Genomic DNA, 16,504 nt, shown 5'->3' on the forward strand with positions numbered 1-16,504 from the left:
TTATCCAGGCCTTGCCGTCCGGAATTCACGCTCCCCCACCCCTCCCTTAATTGATAGATATAACGAACATGCACCTGAGGTTCCGACGGGCACCGGGCGGGCCGGCGGGGGGTCAAGCTATCATGGGGAGACGCACCGCCTCGTGCGCCGGCGCACAGGTGAGCGGTGCGGTCATGTCAGTCATAACCTGTATCTGTGTGCTCGTCACCCTGGTGGCGTTCGATGCTTGCCGTTGAAGGAATAAGGGAGCGGAAAAGAGAAATCTTACGGGAAATTCCCTTCGGAACGATGAGCGAGGAGAGCAAGGGATATGTATCTCAAGACTTTGACCGCCCGGGGTTTCAAGTCCTTCGCCGATCGCATATCCCTCGATTTCGAGCCCGGCATCTCGGTTATCGTGGGGCCCAACGGGAGCGGTAAGAGTAACATCGCCGACGCCGTCCTGTGGGTCCTGGGCGAGCAGAGCCCCCGCAACCTGCGGGGCAGCCGCATGGAGGACGTTATCTTCGCCGGGAGCGCCACCCGGCAGGCGATGAACATGGCCGAGGTCTCCCTCTCCCTGGACAATTCAGACCGCCGTCTCCCGGTGGATTTTCCCGAGGTGATCATAACCCGCCGCCTCTTCCGCACCGGGGAGAGCGAATACCTCCTGAACAACGTCCCCTGCCGCCTGGTGGACATACAGGAGATCCTCTCCGACCTCGGTGTGGGCCGGGAGCTGACCGCGGTCGTCGGCCAGAACCGGCTGGACGCCATCATCCGCAGCGGGCCCGAGGAGAGGCGGGCCTTCATCGAGGAAGCCGCCGGCCTGCGCAAGCACCGACGCCGCAAGGAGAAGGCGCTGCGTAAGCTGGAGGGCATGGAGCGCAACCTGGTCCGGATCAAGGACATCATCTCCGAGGTGAACAAGCAGCTGCGACCCCTGGAGAGACAGGCCCGCCTCGCGGGGGAATACCAGGCCCTGACCTCGGAGATCCGGGACCTTTCCATCCGCATCCTGGTGGCCGAGCTGGAGGAACTCAAGGGACAGTGGGACAACCGGCGTCAGGAGGAGGAACGGCTGCTCGGGGACCTTAAGGCCGTCGAGGAGCGCATGGAAGAGGTCAGAGAGCGCCGTGGCGTCCTGGAAAACCTCCTGCGCGACCTCAGGGAGGATCTGGAGGGTTGCCGGCGCCGGGAGATGAGGTTGCTGGCGCTGGGGGAGAGGCTGATCTCCTGCCGTCAACTGGGACGGGAGAGGCTCAAGCTCTTCGCCGCCCTGCTGGGCGAGGCTTCGCTGCGGGAAGGGTGGGTCTCCCGTAGGGAGGAACGGCTGGGAAGGATGGCCGCCCTCAGGGAGGAGCTCGCGGAGGCAGAGGAAGCCGCCCGCCGGGCGGAGGAAGAGGAGGGCGCGCTCCGGGTCGAGGAGGAAGAGTTGTCCCGGCGCAGGGAGGCGCAGCGGGCGGACCTGGACCGCTTGCGCCGGGTCCTCCAGGAAGGTCGCGAGCGGTTGAAGTCCCTGGCCTCCGAAACGGCGCGGAAAAAGGAGAGGCTTTCCGACCTGGACAAGGAGCTGGAGGAGTTGGAGGATGAGCGCCGCTCCCTCAAGGAGGAAAGGGATAATCTGGAAGAAAGGATTGGAGCTCGCGAGGAAGAGCTGGGAGAATTGAGAATGCGGCGGAGGGAAGTCGAGGAGAGGATCCACGCCCTCCGGGCCGACCTGGCCCGTTTCGAGGAGGAATTGGAGTCCGTGAGCCGTAAGCAGAGGCGCTCCTATCAGGAGGAGGCCCTGGTGGTGGCCAGGCTCCGCGCCCTCCAGGAAGTTTTTTCCTCCCGCATCGATTATGCCGCGGCGGCGGCCAGGGTGCTGGAGGAGAGCGCCGGCCGTCCGGGGGTGCTGGGCATGCTCCTCCACCACCTGAGGGTCCCCGAGGAATGGGAGAAGGCCCTGGAATCCTATCTCGGCCCCTGGCTCTTCTGCGTGCTCACCCGGGAGCTCAAGGATGCCCTGGAGGCGGTACGCCGGTTGAAGAAGGAGGAAGAGGGCTTCGGCCTCTTTTTACCCCTTGCGGAGCTGGAACTGTCGGCCATGGAAGAGGCCGCGGAGCTGGCGAACCGCTGCGGGGGGACGGCCGCTCTTTCGGTGGTGGAGTGCCCGCCCGAGATAAGGCCGGCCGTGACCTACCTCCTGGGGGACGTCGTCTTCTGTACCGACCTGGAGGAGGCGGAGGGGAAGGCGGAGTTGTATCCCAAGCTCACCTTCGTCACCGCCGAGGGCGACGTGGTGGCTCCCCGCCGGCTGGTGAAGGGTGGGGCTCGTCCGCGCAACCCATTCCACCTCATAGCCAGGAGGAGGGAGATCGAGGAGCTCCAGGAGATGCTGGACCTCTGCGATGAGGAATCGGTGACCCTGGAGGCACGGCGCAAGAGCGTGCTGACCACCGTTTCCTCCCTGCGCCGGGAGCTGGATGCCTTGGCCGGGGAGAAGAAGGTGCTGGAAGACGCGGTGCGGGAGTCCGAGGTCGCCCTGAGGTCCATGCTCGGGGAGGTTGAGGACCGGACGGCCAGGGCGCAGGCCTTGGAGGAGAAATCCCGGCGATTGAGGGAGGAAAAAGAGCGGCTGCTCTCGGGGATAAAGGAAGGGGAGGAAGAGAAAGCGCGGCGCAAGAGGGCCGTAGAGGAGGCGGAAGTTCCCCTGAGGGAAGCGGAGTCCGCATGGGAAGACCTCCGTCGCCGGGAAGCCGAGTTGCGGGAGAGGCAGCAGGACCTGCGCGCCAGGCGCGCCTCGCTGGAGGAAAGGCTTTTCCACCTCCGCAGGAGGCTTGAGGAGCTGGAATCGGAGGAAGCGCAAGCCGCTCCCGTGCTACCGGACGACCTCTCTGGACGCAGCCGGGCCCAGGAGGAACTCCTCGAATTGGTGGAAGGGCTGCAGGAAAGACATCAGCGGCTTACCTCGCTGACCAGGGAGCAGGAGGAGGGTCTGCGCCGCGGGCTGCAGGAGAGGGAGGAGGAACTGGAGAGGCTGCGGGCGGAACTGGAGGAGCTGGAGTCCCGCCGCGCTGAGCTCCAGGAGGCGGCTCACAACCGGGACCTGGCCACCGCCCAGCTCAAGCTCCGCGTGGACCTGTTAGTCCAGCGTCTCCTCGAGGAGCACAAGATTCCCCTGGAGACGGCCCTTTCGGATTACCGGCCCAGCGAGCCCCTACCGGAAATGAAGTCCAGGCTGTCAGACCTCGAGAGGCGGAGGGAGATGCTGGGGCAGGTCAACCTGCGCGCGGTGGAGGAATACCAGGCCCTCAAGGAGAGGCACGATTTCCTGCTCGCTCAGGTGGAGGACCTGCGGGAGAGCAAGGCCTCCCTGCTCAAGGTGGTGCGGGCCATAGACCGGGAGATCATCCGCATCTTCCAGCAGACCTACGAGGAGGTCAACGGGCATTTCCAGGAATTCTTCGAGAAACTCTTCCCCCAGGGGAGGGCGGAGCTTATACTCTCCGATCCCACCGACCTCCTCAACACCGGGGTGGACATCGAGGCCCAGCCGAGGGGAAAGAGGCTCAAGAAGCTGACCCTGCTCTCGGGAGGGGAAACCGCCCTCACCTCCCTGGCTTTCCTCTTCGCCATTTTCAAAACCCGGCCAAGCCCTTTCTATTTTCTTGATGAGGTGGAGGCCGCCCTGGACGACGTGAACCTGCACCGCTTCCTGAACCTGCTCAAGGATCTGAGGAAGGACTCCCAGCTCATCGTGATCACCCACCAGAAGCGGACCATGGAGATCGCCGAGGTCATTTACGGGGTGACCATGCAGGCCTCGGGCATCTCCCGGGTGGTCAGCCAGAGGCTGGAGGAGGCGGAGCGCTTGGCCCAGACGGGCACCGCCTGAGGCATTCCCTCCTTGCCGGGAGTGGGGCCGGAAATGGATTCCACCTCTTCCTTCACGCAAAAAGTCCTCTTTTTCTTGACTTTTGCCGGATGTAACTGCACACGAGAAAGTGGTGGATAAAACGGGTTTCCGATCGCATAGGCCGGGGAGGAGTTCCATTCCGTAAACAGCGAGGGAGTCCGCCGGCGATCTTTCTGGAAATATATGGTTATACAATGTCTGTTTTCCAAGACCCCACTGCGGGGGGGCAAAGATATCATGTGGAACCGGGCTCCCGGAGTTGGGGTATTATAGATGCCGGACCGCGGAAAGGAGTGGGATAACGCGACCAAGGCCGTAATCATTGACCCGTCTTCGAGGAAGGGACATGAAAGAGGAGAGGAAGCTGAAGAGGGAGGAACGCAGGCGGGAGAAGGAGGAGCGCAAGAGAAGGGAAAAGGAGGAAAAGGCCCGCCTGAAAGCGGAGAAGAAGGAGCTCCGGGAGAGAAGGAAGAGGGAGAAGAGGGAGGCTGCCGAGGAACTCCTGGAACTCCCCGACCTGGAGGCGGCGGTAGAGGGCGCGTCCATCACCGCCACCCGGGAGGGTGCGGAGGAGGCCGCGCCGTTGCCGGATGCAGTAACCACGGCGGAGAGCGCTGAGCCAGCCACGAAAGCGACGCAGGCCGCCATGGCTCCCCTGCCAGAGGCTCCGGAAGAAGTCGTGGTACCGGAATCGGAGGCCGCCCGGGAGTTCCCGGAGGGGGCCGAGGGGAAGGAGGGGTGGCTCTCCCGCCTCCGCAGAGGACTCTCCAGGAGCCGGACCAACATCTTCGCTCCCCTGGCCAGGGCCATGGCCTCGAGGCGTTTCGACGAGGCCTTCTGGGAGGAGGTGGAGGACATCCTGGTGGGGGCCGACGTGGGCATGGAGATGACCATTCACCTGGTGGACCGGGTGAAGGAACGCGTGGTCCGGGAAGACCTCCGCGAGCCGGAGGAACTTATGGCCGCCTTCCGGGAGGAAGTGGCCGAGCTCCTAGACCAGGGGGATCGAACCCTGCGTTACGCCGCTTCCGGTCCCAGCGTGTTCCTGGTGGTGGGGGTGAACGGTACGGGCAAGACCACCACCATCGCCAAGCTGGCCCACCTGTTGAGAAAGGAGGGCAAGCGGGTCATCCTGGCCGCGGGGGACACCTTCCGCGCTGCGGGAATCGAGCAGCTGGAAACCTGGGGCCAGCGGGTGGGCGTGCATACCGTGAAGCACCGCCAGGGTGCCGATGCCGCCGCCGTGGTCCACGACGCGGTGGAAGCGGCCCTGGCCCGAGGCATGGACGTGGTCATCGCCGATACCGCGGGGCGGCTGCACACCAAGGTGAACCTCATGGAGGAGCTGAAGAAGATAAAGCGGGTGGCGGAGCGCCGGGCCCCGGTCACCGAGACCCTCCTGGTCATCGACGCCACCACAGGTCAGAACGGCCTCATCCAGGCCCGCCAGTTCAAGGAGGCGGTGGAGGTGACCGGCGTGGTCCTCACCAAGCTGGACGGCACGGCCAAGGGGGGGATCGTGGTGGCCATCGCCCACGAGCTGGGCATCCCCATCAAGTTCATCGGCGTGGGGGAGAAGCTGGATGACCTGCATCCCTTCGACCCCCGGGAGTTCGCCGAAGCCCTCTTCTCCTGAGCGCGGCGTGCCGCAAGACTCCCGGGTAACGACGGGTCAAGCCCGCGCGCCGATTGACAAAACCCAAGGCTAGGGGTTAGATTACCACAGGGTGGGGCTGTTTAGAGGCTGCGTATGTATGTCCGTTAGGTATACGTTTGTCCGTGAAGTATACGTTTGTTTGCCGAATACCCAGGGCTAACGGCGGTAATGGAATCTTGAAGGGGTGGAAATTATTAGTATTTACAAGTGTTCGCCAATTTACTTTGGGTAAGATGCGAAAAAGACACCTTGAGGGGAAATATTCATACTTTTGGCTCATTCCGTGATCCGGCATGAACGGTCACCATATTCCCTGCGTACCAGAGCCCCCCGGACGCGCATAAGAGAAAGTTCCGTTTACCGAGAAAGGCGGGGACCGTCGCACAGGGGGTCTTGGTGAATGGAATTCTCCGCCCCTTGAAGGATATATGGGCATGCGCCCGTTTTAATGGTAACTTTTCAGATGTCGCTTTATGGAGGTTTACCTTAACGGGTAAGGAGGGATGAAAGGAGAGGAGCAAGGTCATTTCAAGGGCCTGAGCGCGGTGCGCGCTTCGTGCGGGGTTTGCGGGAAACGGGCAGGGGCATCAATGTATGGGATATGCTCCTTCAGGGATGGTTTCGGCGCGTGATGAGCGGTAGCGGGGGAGATCACACATGCCCTTTACGGAATACGTCTTTTAGGGCGGGGGAAAAGGCGTGAGATGGAGGATTTGCACCGCATCCTAGTGGAGTCCCTCGGGGACGCGGTGATGATACTGGACGCGCAGGGCCGCATCCGCTACGCCAATCCAGCCGCGGAACGACTCCTCGCCCTCACAGGCTGCGCAAGAAAAGGCAATAAATTCCAGGATTTCGTTCACCGGCAGGACCTCCCGCTCTGGGAGGAAATATTTTCCCCTGAAGTCGTGCGAGACGAATGCTTGGAAACGCTACTCCGCTTGCGTGCCCATGACGGCGCCCTGCGCCACGTCCGGGTGAGGGCGGCCGATTTCCGAGGCCGGCCGCCCCTGGACGGCTTCCTGGTGGAGCTGTGCGACGTCGCCGAGATGGTGGAGATGCGCCGGGAACTGGAGCGGAAGGAGGAGGAGCTGCGGGAGTTCAGGACCATCGTGGAGACCGCCAATTACGGGGTGGCCATTGCCGATCCCGACGGCTACCTCCTCTACGTGAACCCCTACTTCGCCGCCGTGCACGGCTATTCTCCAAGGGACTTAGTTGGGAAGAACCTCTTAGTCTTCCATAGCCCGGAACAGCGGGAGGAGATAATGGAGATTAACCGGCGCCTCCTGGAGGAGGGAAGTTATTCCAACCTCGAGGTATGGCACGTCCACCGTGACGGCTCCCCCTTTCCCATGCTCATGAACGCCGTGGTCATCCGGGACGAGGAAGGGAATCCCCTATACCTGGCGGCCACGGCAGTGGATATCAGCGAAAGGAAGAGATGGGAGGAAGAGAGGGAGGCCTACAGCGAACGACTCGAGGAGATGGTGGAAGAGCGAACCCGGGAGCTGGCGGAGGCGAACCGGAGGCTGAGCGAGGAGATAGAGGAGAGGGCCCGCGTGGAGAGGGAGCTGCAGATGCGTAACCTGGAGCTGGACGCCTTCGCCCACTCCGTGGCCCATGACCTGCGCGGAAGCGTCTCGGTGGTGGACGGGTTCGCCCGCAGCGCGCTTTCCGCTCTACGGGAAGGAGACGAGGGTTTGGCCTCCGAGTGCCTGCAGATGATCATGGAGGCCGGGAAGCGCATGGAACATTTTATCGAGAGTCTCCTGGCCTATGCCCGCGCCGGACACCGGCAGGAGCTTATGGAGGAAACCAGGCTGGATTTCGTGGTCCGGGAGGTCGCGGAGACCCTGCGGGAGGAAATGAAGAGGGCCGGGGCCAGGATGGACATCGTGGGCCCCCTCCCTGCCGTGCTAGCCGACCACGTCCTGCTCTACCAGGTCCTTTACAACCTGGCGAGCAACGCCCTGAAGTACTGTCCCGCGGAGAGGAAACCCCACATCGAACTCGGCTGCCGCCTGGAAGGGGAACGGGCGATCCTGTGGATGCGGGACAACGGGATAGGCATCTCCCCGGAGGACCGGGAGAATATCTTCCAGCCCTTCACCCGCGTGGGGGACCACCCCTCCCTGGGCATGGGCATCGGGCTGGCCACGGTGAAGCGCGCCGTGGACAACTGGGGAGGCGAGATATGGGTTGAATCCACGCCCGGAGAGGGCAGCACCTTCTTCTTCACCGTCCCCCTGGCCTGAGTCCAAGGTGATCAAATACCCGCCGGCCTGAGTCGGGCCGTTTCCAGGGATGCGATACTCGAAATTTTCCAAGACCGGTCACGCAACCCGCTGTTCTTTTCCCGGTCGGTCAGGTTCCCTGTGCCGCGGCGCGCGAGGGCCCGATCCCATACCCGCCTTTCGACCGAGGAACGGAAACCGCTTTACGGAGTTCTGTCGTTGTGTGAGGATATAATTCATCCGAGAAAACCGGAAGGAGCGGCGAAAGATTGAACGGCTTGGGGGAAGAGGCGAGCCAGGAAAACCATCCACAAGATAATTTTGGGAGACTCGAGGTGCATGAAAGAGGTTGAAAGCGAATCCGTTCACCTGGTGGTCACCTCCCCACCGTATTGGCAGTTGAAGGATTACGGAAACAAGCGGCAGATAGGGTACAACGATACTTATGAGGATTACATCAATAACCTTAACCTGGTGTGGTAGGAATGTCACCGTGTACTGCATAAGGGATGCCGTTTATGCGTAAACATAGGGGATCAGTTCGCCCGCTCCGTTTATTACGGGAGATATAAGGTCATTCCGATTCGCACCGAAATCATCAAATTTTGTGAGACCATAGGCTTCGATTACATGGGTTCCATTATATGGCAGAAAGCTACCACCTGTAATACCACGGGAGGGGCTACGGTTATGGGTTCTTTCCCTTACCCAAGGAATGGAATGGTGAAACTGGATTACGAGTTCATACTGTTATTTAAGAAGTACGGGAAAGCCCCACCGGTGAGCAAGGAGAGAAAGGAGGCCTCCAGGCTGACCCTCGAGGAATGGAACCGTTATTTCTTCGGGCATTGGAACTTCCCCGGGGAGAAACAGAATGACCACCTGGCCATGTTCCCGGAGGAACTTCCGAGACGCCTGATAAAGATGTTCAGCTTCGTGGGCGACACGGTGCTGGATCCCTTTCTGGGAAGTGGAACCACTACCCTGGCGGCCATGCGGCTGGACAGAAATTCCATAGGCTATGAAATAAACGAAGAATACCTGGAAATCATCAAGGATAAGCTGGGAATGGAGCAGAATACCCACTTTGAAGAACAAGAGTTCCAAATCCTGAGGCAAAAAGGGATAGAGGAAGATTTCAAGAGGAAAATTCTTGAACTTCCCTACGTGTTCCAGGACCCGGTGAGGATAGATAGAAAGATGGACCCGAAAAAGTTGAGTTTCGGGTCCAAGGTCGATGGCCTGGAAAGCAAGCGCGATTCTTTCTTCAAGGTGGCCAAGATACTGACTCCAGAGGAAATGGTCCTGGACAGCGGGGCAAGGATCCGGCTTATCGGCGTGAAAGAAATTCCTGGCAGGAGGGAAAAAGCCATCCGGTTTCTCGAGGAAAAGTTGCAGGGCCAACAGGTGTTCGTGAGATACGATGAACGGAAGTTCGATGCGCGCGGTAATCTTCTGGTCTATCTTTACCTGAAGAACAGGACTTTCATCAACATGCGGCTGATAAAGGAGGGATTTGCGAGCGCGGACCATACATCCCATTACTCGATGCGCGAAAGGTTTATCGACCTTGAAAGGGGAAGAAGTGCCTAAGGAATGGATACTCTACCAGGCCAACATGCGCTGGGGATTCACGAATGGGACCGCCGGTATAATGTGGATTTCTTCATAAGGGTGGGCGAAAAGTTCATTGGTATTCAGGTAAAGCCTGCAGGGTACCCGTATTTGCCACAAAGGCAGAGAGCCACCTCTTCATCCCGGCTGAATCCAAAGGAACCCGGAAAGAGGTAGACGACCCCTCTAGCGGAGGGTTTTTGACATGCGCAGGGGTTTCCGGTAGTTTAAACTGTTTGGTGGAGGTAAGGACCCTCCCGCGGCTCCCTTTTCCGGGGAAGGAATGGGAGGAAGGCGCGGGGCCGCGTTGATGCCACCGGACGACGGAGAAAGAGATGTTCGACGCCCTCAGCGACCGGCTGCAGGATATCTTCCGCCGCCTGCGCGGGCACGGCAAGCTGTCCGAGAAGCAGGTGGAGGAGGTCATGCGGGAGATCCGCCTGGCCCTCCTCGAGGCGGACGTGAACTTCAAGGTGGTCAAGGATTTCATATCCCGGGTGCGCGAGAGGGCGGTGGGCCAGGAGGTGCTGCGCTCCCTCACCCCCGCCCAGCAGGTGATAAAGATCGTCAACGAGGAGCTGACCGAGCTCCTGGGGAGCACCAACGAGCGCATCAACTTCGCTGGGCGGCCCCCCTCGCTGATCATGCTGGTGGGCCTGCAGGGCTCCGGCAAGACCACAGCCACCGCCAAGCTGGCTCACCACCTGCGAAACCAGGGGCGACACCCCCTGATGATCGCCGCCGACATCTACCGCCCCGCGGCCATAGACCAGCTGGAGAAGCTGGGGGAGCAGACGGGCATCCAGGTGTACTCCGAGCGAGGGGCGAAACCCGTGGAGATAATTGCCGCCGGCATACGCAAGGCGGAGAAGGAGGCGCTAGACACGGTGATCATCGACACCGCCGGCCGCTTGCACATAGACCAGGAGATGATGCGGGAGCTGGTGGAGATCCGGAAGAAGTTCAACCCCCACGAGACCCTCCTGGTGGTGGACGCCATGACCGGGCAGGACGCGGTGAACGTGGCCCAGGCCTTCGCCTCGGAGGTGGGCTTCGACGGGGTGATCCTGACCAAGCTGGACGGCGACGCGCGGGGAGGCGCCGCCCTCTCCATCAAGTCGGTCACCGGCAAGCCCATCAAGTTCGCCAGCGTGGGGGAGAAAATCGGGGACCTGGAGCCCTTCCATCCGGATCGCATGGCCTCGCGTATCCTGGGCATGGGGGACATGCTCACCCTCATCGAGAAGGCCCAGGCCACCTACGATGAGGAGCGGGCCCGGGAGCTGGAGAAGAAGCTGCGCAAGCAGCAGTTCACCCTGGAGGACTTCCTGGAGCAGATGCAGCAGTTGAAGAAGATGGGTCCCCTGGACCAGATCCTGGGCATGATCCCGGGAATCTCCTCATCCAAGCTGCGCTCGCTCCAGGTGGACGAGAGGCAGATCAAGAAGGTGGAGGCCATCATCCAGTCCATGACCCCGGAGGAAAGGAGGAAGCCCCAGATCATCGGAGCCAGCCGCAAACAGCGCATCGCCCGGGGGAGCGGCACCAGCACCCAGGACGTCAACCGGCTCCTGCAGCAGTTCCAGCAGATGCAGAAGCTGATAAAGCAGTTCGGGAAGATGTCCCCGCGCCGGCTGGGGCAGATGTTCCCGTTCCAGTCCTAGCGGATCCGCGAGCGAAGCGGGAAGGATTCAGGAAAGGAGTGCATGTTCGTTGGTCAGGATCAGATTGCGGCGCATGGGAGGAAAGAAGAAGCCCTATTACCGGGTGGTGGCGGCCGACGCCCGCAGCCCCCGCGATGGCAGGTTCATCGAGACCCTGGGGCGCTACGACCCCCGGCAGGAACCCTCCCTCATAGAGTTGGACGAGGAGAAGGTCCTGGACTGGCTGCGCAAGGGCGCCCAGCCCACCGACCAGGTGCGCAAGCTCATGGAGATCAAGGGCATTTGGCAGAAGTTCCAGGAGGAAAAAAGTGGCAGGCGATGACGGGAAGGGCCGGGGGTCGGCGATGAAGGAACTCCTCGAATACCTGGCTAAGGCTCTGGTGGATAACCCGGACCGCGTTGAGGTCACCTCCGTAGAAGGGGAGAGATCGGTGATCCTGCAGCTGCGGGTGGATCCCTCCGACCTGGGCAAGGTGATCGGCAAGAACGGCAGGATAGCCCAGGCCATGCGCACCCTGATAAAGGCCTCCGCCACCAAGGAGGGTCGCAACGCCATCGTAGAGATCATCGACTGAGGACCCATGCCGTCCGGTTCCCGCAAGCCGTCCAGGGTGATAGCCGGCCGGGTCATCAAGCCCTACGGGATACTGGGCTGGGTGAGAGTGGAGGTCCTGTCCGCCAACCCCAGGCGTTTCCTCCCGGGCAACATCTTCCTGGTGGAAGGAAGGGAGGAGGCCCTGGTCCTGGAAGCTTCCCGCCAGGCGCACGGGTCCCTGCTGGTCAAGTTCGAGGGGGTGGACGACCGCTCAAGGGCGGGGGAACTGGCGGGCGAGTACCTGATGATCACCCCGGAGCAGATGGGTGAGCCGCCCCCGGGTTCCTACTGGGAACATGACCTCCTTTACCTGCGGGTGTACGACGTGGAGGGCGGCTTCCTGGGGGAGGTGGTGGAGGTCCTGGAGACGGGGGCCAATGACGTCCTGGTGGTCCGGGACGAGGCCGGGGAGGAGCGCCTCATCCCCCTCCTGAAGGAGGTGGTGGTGGAGATAGACCTCCCCGGGGAGAGGATGGTCATCCGGCCCCTCCCCGGACTGTTCTGATCAACGGGCCCTCCTGTTTCCCCGGGTATACCGGTTTCCGGAAAACCCGAAATAGGGTGCCGCGGGAGGTTCCCCCGGGGCGGAGAAGCGCGATGAGGGTCGCTTCCTGAGCGGACAAATAAGGGGTGAACTTTTACCGCGCGGGGGAGCGTGGAGGGCATGGTGCTCCCGGATGGGCTGGAGGGGGGATCCACGCGCGGGGGAAGCGGAGGTGTGGTCGGCGCCTCATTCAGGGTTGTTGGAGATACTCCCTGCGCGGGAAGGAAGTCGGATGGGGCGCTCCAAGGTGAACGTTCCACCACGACAGGGAGGTACCGGTTGCGCATAGACGTGTACACCATTTTCCCCCGTATCTTCGAGTCCCCCCTCGAGGAGGGACTGCTGGGGAAGGCCATCCGTAGGGGGCTGGTGGAGGTCAGGGTCCACGATATACGGGAATACGCTCCCGGCAAGCACCGCCAGGTGGACGATGCCCCCTTCGGCGGGGGACCGGGGATGGTCATGAAGCCGGAGCCCGTGTTCGAGGCAGTGACCCGCACCCTCGGGTACCGGCTGGACGAGCTGGATCGCCTGAAAAGGGAGGTCTCGGTCATCCTGCTCACCCCCCGGGGGGAGAGGCTGACCCAGGCAAGGGTGGCGGAGCTCGCCTCCCGGTCCCACCTGGCTCTCATCTGCGGGCGTTACGAGGGCGTGGACGAGAGGGTCCTCGAGCACCTGTGCACGGAAGCCATCTCCATCGGGGATTACGTGCTCTCCGGCGGGGAGTTCGCCGCCCTGGTGATCATCGAGGCCGTGACCCGGCTGATACCCGGGGTGGTGGGCAACCTGGAGTCCTTGCGCGAGGAATCCTTCAGCGGCGGGCTGCTCGAGTACCCCCAGTACACTAGGCCGGCCGAATACCTGGGATGGAAGGTACCGGAGGTCCTGCTCTCCGGAAACCACGGGGAGGTGGAGAGATGGCGCCGCCGCATGGCCCTGGAGTGGACCCGCCGCATGAGGCCGGAATTCCTGAAGGAGGGGGAAGAAGGGGAAGGGAAAGGGGAATAACTTCAAGGCAAGGCGCCCATCAGTTACGCCACGGCCGCTCGACCTTCAGTGCCGTAAAATGGCGTAGAGTTCTTACCGGCGTTTCCCCTCGACGGGGAAGGACCGAAAGGCATAGGAAAATACACTACCATACGCTAAAATAGCGGGGATCGCGCGCCGGTGCTTCTCCTTGCCGGGGGAAGGGCCGATGGTTTGTAATATAACGGAAAGGAGGACAAGGGATGCAGAAGACGGACGTCGTGGAGAGCGAATACCTTCGGGACGACATACCGGATTTCCGTCCCGGAGATACGGTAAGGGTCCACGTTAGGGTGGTGGAAGGAAACCGGGAGCGCATCCAGGTCTTCCAGGGCGTGGTCATCGCCCGTAAGGGAGGCGGCACCCGGGAGACCTTCACCGTGCGCAAGGTCTCCTTCGGAGTGGGGGTCGAACGCACCTTCCCCCTGCACTCGCCTATTATCGCCAAGATCGAGGTGGTTTCCCAGGGCAAGGTACGGCGGGCCAAGCTCTATTACCTCCGGGACCGGGTTGGGAAAAAGGCCAGGATAAAGGAAAAGCGCCGTACTTGAAAGGCCGAGGTCGTCAGCATGCCAGGTCACCTGCCCCAGACATTCACGGGTGAGGAAGAGGAGGAGACACGTGGAGGGCGCCCCGGGGCGCCGGGGGAGGTGACCACCAAGACGAGGGAAGGGAAGGGCGGGAGGGGTCCCCAGTGGCTGGGGGCCTTCCTGGAGGTGGCGGTGCTCTTCATAACCGCCCTGGTTCTTGCCATCTTCCTCCAGGCCTTTATTATCAAGCCCTACATGATCCCCTCTCCCTCCATGGAACCGACCCTCATGGAGGGGGACCGGGTTATGGTGGACCGCCTGACCTACCATTTCCGCAAACCCCGCCGGGGGGAGATTATCGTATTCCGTTTCAACCCCAATGACCCCGGTAACCGCACCCAGGGCGCCAACCCCCTATCCCGGTCCCTGGACCTTCTGGCCGAGGTGCTCAACGTGACCCACCAGGAAGCTGTCCCCTTCATCAAGAGGGTGGTGGGCGTGGAGGGTGACGTCGTGGAGCTACGGGACGGGCAGCTCTACGTCAACGGCGCTCCCTACCCCGCGGACTACGATTTCATCTCCGACGGCAGCGACTGGGGGCCCACGGAGGTTCCGGAGGGCACGGTCATGGTCATGGGTGACAACCGGCCCAACTCCAATGACAGCCGGCGTTGGGGGTTCGTGCCCCTGGGTTCCATCGTGGGTAGGGCGATTTTTATTTGGTGGCCGCCGGGCCGCTGGTCCGGCCTTTAGACGGGAAGTAGCCGTGAAAAGCCCCTTCCTGGCTGCGGAGAAATGGGCTTGCCGCATGGGATTCCGTAGGGTGGCCGGAGTTGACGAGGCGGGACGGGGTGCCCTGGCCGGTCCCCTGGTGGCGGCAGCGGTCATCCTCCCGAGCCGGGAAGACCTCGGACTGCTAGAGGGGCTCGCCGATTCCAAGGTCCTGACCCCCGTCCACAGGAGAAAGCTCTTCCCCCGCATCATCGAGGTCGCCGAGGCCTGGTCCTTTTCCTGCGTCCCCCCCTGGGAGATAGACGCCCACGGCCTCCAGGAGGCCAACCTGGCGGCCATGCGGGAGGCGGTATTGGCCTTGCGTCCCCCGCCCGACCTGGTACTGGTGGATTATTATCGCGTCGTGAACCTGGGCCTTCCCCAGTGGTGCCTGGTTCACGGCGACAGCCGCTCAGCCAGCGTGGCCGCCGCCTCGGTGCTGGCCAAGGTCATAAGGGACAGCCTGATGCTTACCTGGTGGACGCTGTACCCGGAATACGGCTTCGATTCCCACAAGGGTTACGGTACTCCGAGCCACCTGCGGCGCATCGCCGAAAGGGGGCCTGCGCCCTGCCACCGTTCCTCCTTCCGGGGAGTCCTGCAAATGAAAATGGATATGGAATAGGACTGTCCGCGCCGGTTCGTATAAAAAGGATCATGGGAGAAGGAAACCTGGCCAAGGGAAGGGCGGGGGAGGAGGCGGCGGTCCGCTTCCTCAAGCGCCGGGGTTACCGTATCCTGGAACGCAATTTCCGCACCCCCTTCGGGGAGCTGGATATCGTGGCCCTGAAGGGGAGGGACCTGGCCTTCTGCGAGGTGAAGTCGAGGACGGGAGGTGACCTGGAGGAGGTGCTGTCCGCGGTGAACGAGAAGAAGAGGGAACGGATGGCCAAGGCGGCGGCCTATTATCTCCTGCGGGAGGGGATAGAGGGCAGGCGCTGCCGTTTCGACGTCATTGCCTTGCTGAACGGGCGTGATGGGTGGAAAATAATGCACGTCCGGGACGCCTTCGAGGTGGGAGACTGTTGAAAGTCCTCACGGGGGTCGCGGAGCGCTGCTTCTCTGACGCGCGGGTTTGTCGCCCAAGGGGTTGGGAAACGGCGGGACCGGAAGGGATGGGATGGGGCAGAGGAAACGGGAGCGGGATAGAGAGGAGAAGTAGCCGAGCATGAAGACCCGTACCCGTCGCGAAGGACGCGAAAGAAATCAGCTTGCCCATCACCACGCGGAAAGGTGGGGAGCATGAAGACCTGTCCCTGGTGCGGAAGGAACAACTTGGACAGCGACGAGTACTGCTTCAACTGCGAGAGGGACCTCAATGCCGTTCCTGAACCCGACGAGGAGCTGGAGCTGGAACGCGAGCTCCGCCGCATCCGGGTACGGAGGCCGCCCTCCCTGGTCAGGCTGATCGTCTCCTCCCTGGTGCGAAAGGTCGTCCTGGGCATCCTGGCCCTGGGGGCCTTTTTCATCTTCGCCCTCCTGGCCATCTGGATCAGCTACGACAATTCCACGGTGGCCCTGGCGGCCTTGGCCTTTCTCTGCCTGGCCCTCCTGGCGGCCGTCTATTACCCCGATGCCCGGCTTTCGAGGAAGGTGGGAACCAGGGGAGTGCTGGTGTCCCTGCTCTCCAACGCGATTCTTCTGGCCGCAGTCCTTCCGCCGGGGCTGTGGTTCCTCGAACGGCGCGGATACATCTCGGGGATGAAGGATTTCATGCTCCGCACCTGGTGGTTCCCGGTTGCCTTCCTCCTTCTGGGATGCCTGGTAGCCTGGCTCTCCGGGAGGAGGGCGTCCGCGGAGACGGCCTCCCCGTGAAGAAGGAAACATCGGCCGCACGCCGGGATTTTACTGATCGCCACTGCGGACGCCACTGTAGGGTACCCCTTCCTTCCTCTGGATGTGAAAGATGGCTTTTCCCCGCCTGACGCACCTATATACGTGCGGTGCCCGAGCCAGTGATTTACATGTCATATATAACTTATATAA

14 protein-coding genes and 1 pseudogene are annotated in these 16,504 nt (G+C 62.1%); all 15 read left to right on the top strand.

Translation table 11 applies throughout. The features are described 5' to 3' along the window. Window positions 1-310: 310 nt before the first annotated feature. Complete coding sequence (gene smc / locus QME84_00415) at window positions 311-3,859, top strand: chromosome segregation protein SMC (GenBank protein MDI6872739.1); 3,549 nt, start codon at window positions 311-313, stop codon at window positions 3,857-3,859. Window positions 3,860-4,226: 367 nt separating this feature from the next. After that, entirely contained in the window at window positions 4,227-5,516 is a 1,290-nt protein-coding gene (ftsY, locus tag QME84_00420; GenBank protein MDI6872740.1) for a signal recognition particle-docking protein FtsY, read from the top strand. Window positions 5,517-6,241: 725 nt separating this feature from the next. Further along, a complete protein-coding gene (locus QME84_00425; protein MDI6872741.1) occupies window positions 6,242-7,795 on the top strand; it encodes a PAS domain-containing sensor histidine kinase in 1,554 nt (517 codons plus the stop codon). 318 nt (window positions 7,796-8,113) lie between these two features. Beyond that, window positions 8,114-9,367 (top strand): annotated as a pseudogene (locus QME84_00430) (DNA methyltransferase). A gap of 3 nt (window positions 9,368-9,370) precedes the next feature. Further along, complete coding sequence (locus QME84_00435) at window positions 9,371-9,565, top strand: MjaI family restriction endonuclease (protein ID MDI6872742.1); 195 nt, start codon at window positions 9,371-9,373, stop codon at window positions 9,563-9,565. A gap of 158 nt (window positions 9,566-9,723) precedes the next feature. Next, complete coding sequence (gene ffh / locus QME84_00440) at window positions 9,724-11,052, top strand: signal recognition particle protein (protein MDI6872743.1); 1,329 nt, start codon at window positions 9,724-9,726, stop codon at window positions 11,050-11,052. A 49-nt stretch (window positions 11,053-11,101) separates the two neighbouring features. Then, window positions 11,102-11,374: a 30S ribosomal protein S16 gene (rpsP, locus tag QME84_00445; protein ID MDI6872744.1), complete on the top strand. Its 273-nt coding sequence runs from the start codon at window positions 11,102-11,104 to the stop codon at window positions 11,372-11,374. 22 nt (window positions 11,375-11,396) lie between these two features. Continuing rightward, a complete protein-coding gene (locus QME84_00450) occupies window positions 11,397-11,627 on the top strand; it encodes a KH domain-containing protein (GenBank protein MDI6872745.1) in 231 nt (76 codons plus the stop codon). A 6-nt stretch (window positions 11,628-11,633) separates the two neighbouring features. Next, on the top strand, window positions 11,634-12,152 hold the full coding sequence (gene rimM, locus QME84_00455; GenBank protein MDI6872746.1) for a ribosome maturation factor RimM: 519 nt from the start codon (window positions 11,634-11,636) through the stop codon (window positions 12,150-12,152). A 318-nt stretch (window positions 12,153-12,470) separates the two neighbouring features. Further along, window positions 12,471-13,199, top strand: a complete 729-nt coding sequence (gene trmD, locus QME84_00460) for a tRNA (guanosine(37)-N1)-methyltransferase TrmD (GenBank protein MDI6872747.1) — start codon at window positions 12,471-12,473, stop codon at window positions 13,197-13,199. 221 nt (window positions 13,200-13,420) lie between these two features. After that, on the top strand, window positions 13,421-13,768 hold the full coding sequence (rplS, locus tag QME84_00465) for a 50S ribosomal protein L19 (protein MDI6872748.1): 348 nt from the start codon (window positions 13,421-13,423) through the stop codon (window positions 13,766-13,768). Between the two features lie 99 nt (window positions 13,769-13,867). Then, a complete protein-coding gene (gene lepB / locus QME84_00470) occupies window positions 13,868-14,500 on the top strand; it encodes a signal peptidase I (GenBank protein MDI6872749.1) in 633 nt (210 codons plus the stop codon). A gap of 13 nt (window positions 14,501-14,513) precedes the next feature. Continuing rightward, a complete protein-coding gene (locus tag QME84_00475) occupies window positions 14,514-15,143 on the top strand; it encodes a ribonuclease HII (GenBank protein ID MDI6872750.1) in 630 nt (209 codons plus the stop codon). Between the two features lie 32 nt (window positions 15,144-15,175). Beyond that, entirely contained in the window at window positions 15,176-15,547 is a 372-nt protein-coding gene (locus QME84_00480) for a YraN family protein (protein MDI6872751.1), read from the top strand. A 213-nt stretch (window positions 15,548-15,760) separates the two neighbouring features. Further along, a complete protein-coding gene (locus tag QME84_00485) occupies window positions 15,761-16,333 on the top strand; it encodes a hypothetical protein (protein MDI6872752.1) in 573 nt (190 codons plus the stop codon). Window positions 16,334-16,504 lie beyond the last annotated feature (171 nt).

Source organism: Actinomycetota bacterium (assembly GCA_030019255.1).
Lineage (GTDB): Bacteria > Actinomycetota > Geothermincolia > Geothermincolales > RBG-13-55-18 > Solincola_A.

Bases quoted from the DNA above. Each gene is read 5' to 3' on its own strand.
- smc (MDI6872739.1), top strand. From the start codon at position 311: ATGTATCTCAAGACTTTGACCGCCCGGGGTTTCAAGTCCTTCGCCGAT.
- ftsY (MDI6872740.1), top strand. From the start codon at position 4,227: ATGAAAGAGGAGAGGAAGCTGAAGAGGGAGGAACGCAGGCGGGAGAAG.
- QME84_00425 (MDI6872741.1), top strand. From the start codon at position 6,242: ATGGAGGATTTGCACCGCATCCTAGTGGAGTCCCTCGGGGACGCGGTG.
- QME84_00435 (MDI6872742.1), top strand. From the start codon at position 9,371: ATGGATACTCTACCAGGCCAACATGCGCTGGGGATTCACGAATGGGAC.
- ffh (MDI6872743.1), top strand. From the start codon at position 9,724: ATGTTCGACGCCCTCAGCGACCGGCTGCAGGATATCTTCCGCCGCCTG.
- QME84_00450 (MDI6872745.1), top strand. From the start codon at position 11,397: ATGAAGGAACTCCTCGAATACCTGGCTAAGGCTCTGGTGGATAACCCG.
- rimM (MDI6872746.1), top strand. From the start codon at position 11,634: ATGCCGTCCGGTTCCCGCAAGCCGTCCAGGGTGATAGCCGGCCGGGTC.
- rplS (MDI6872748.1), top strand. From the start codon at position 13,421: ATGCAGAAGACGGACGTCGTGGAGAGCGAATACCTTCGGGACGACATA.
- QME84_00480 (MDI6872751.1), top strand. From the start codon at position 15,176: ATGGGAGAAGGAAACCTGGCCAAGGGAAGGGCGGGGGAGGAGGCGGCG.
- QME84_00485 (MDI6872752.1), top strand. From the start codon at position 15,761: ATGAAGACCTGTCCCTGGTGCGGAAGGAACAACTTGGACAGCGACGAG.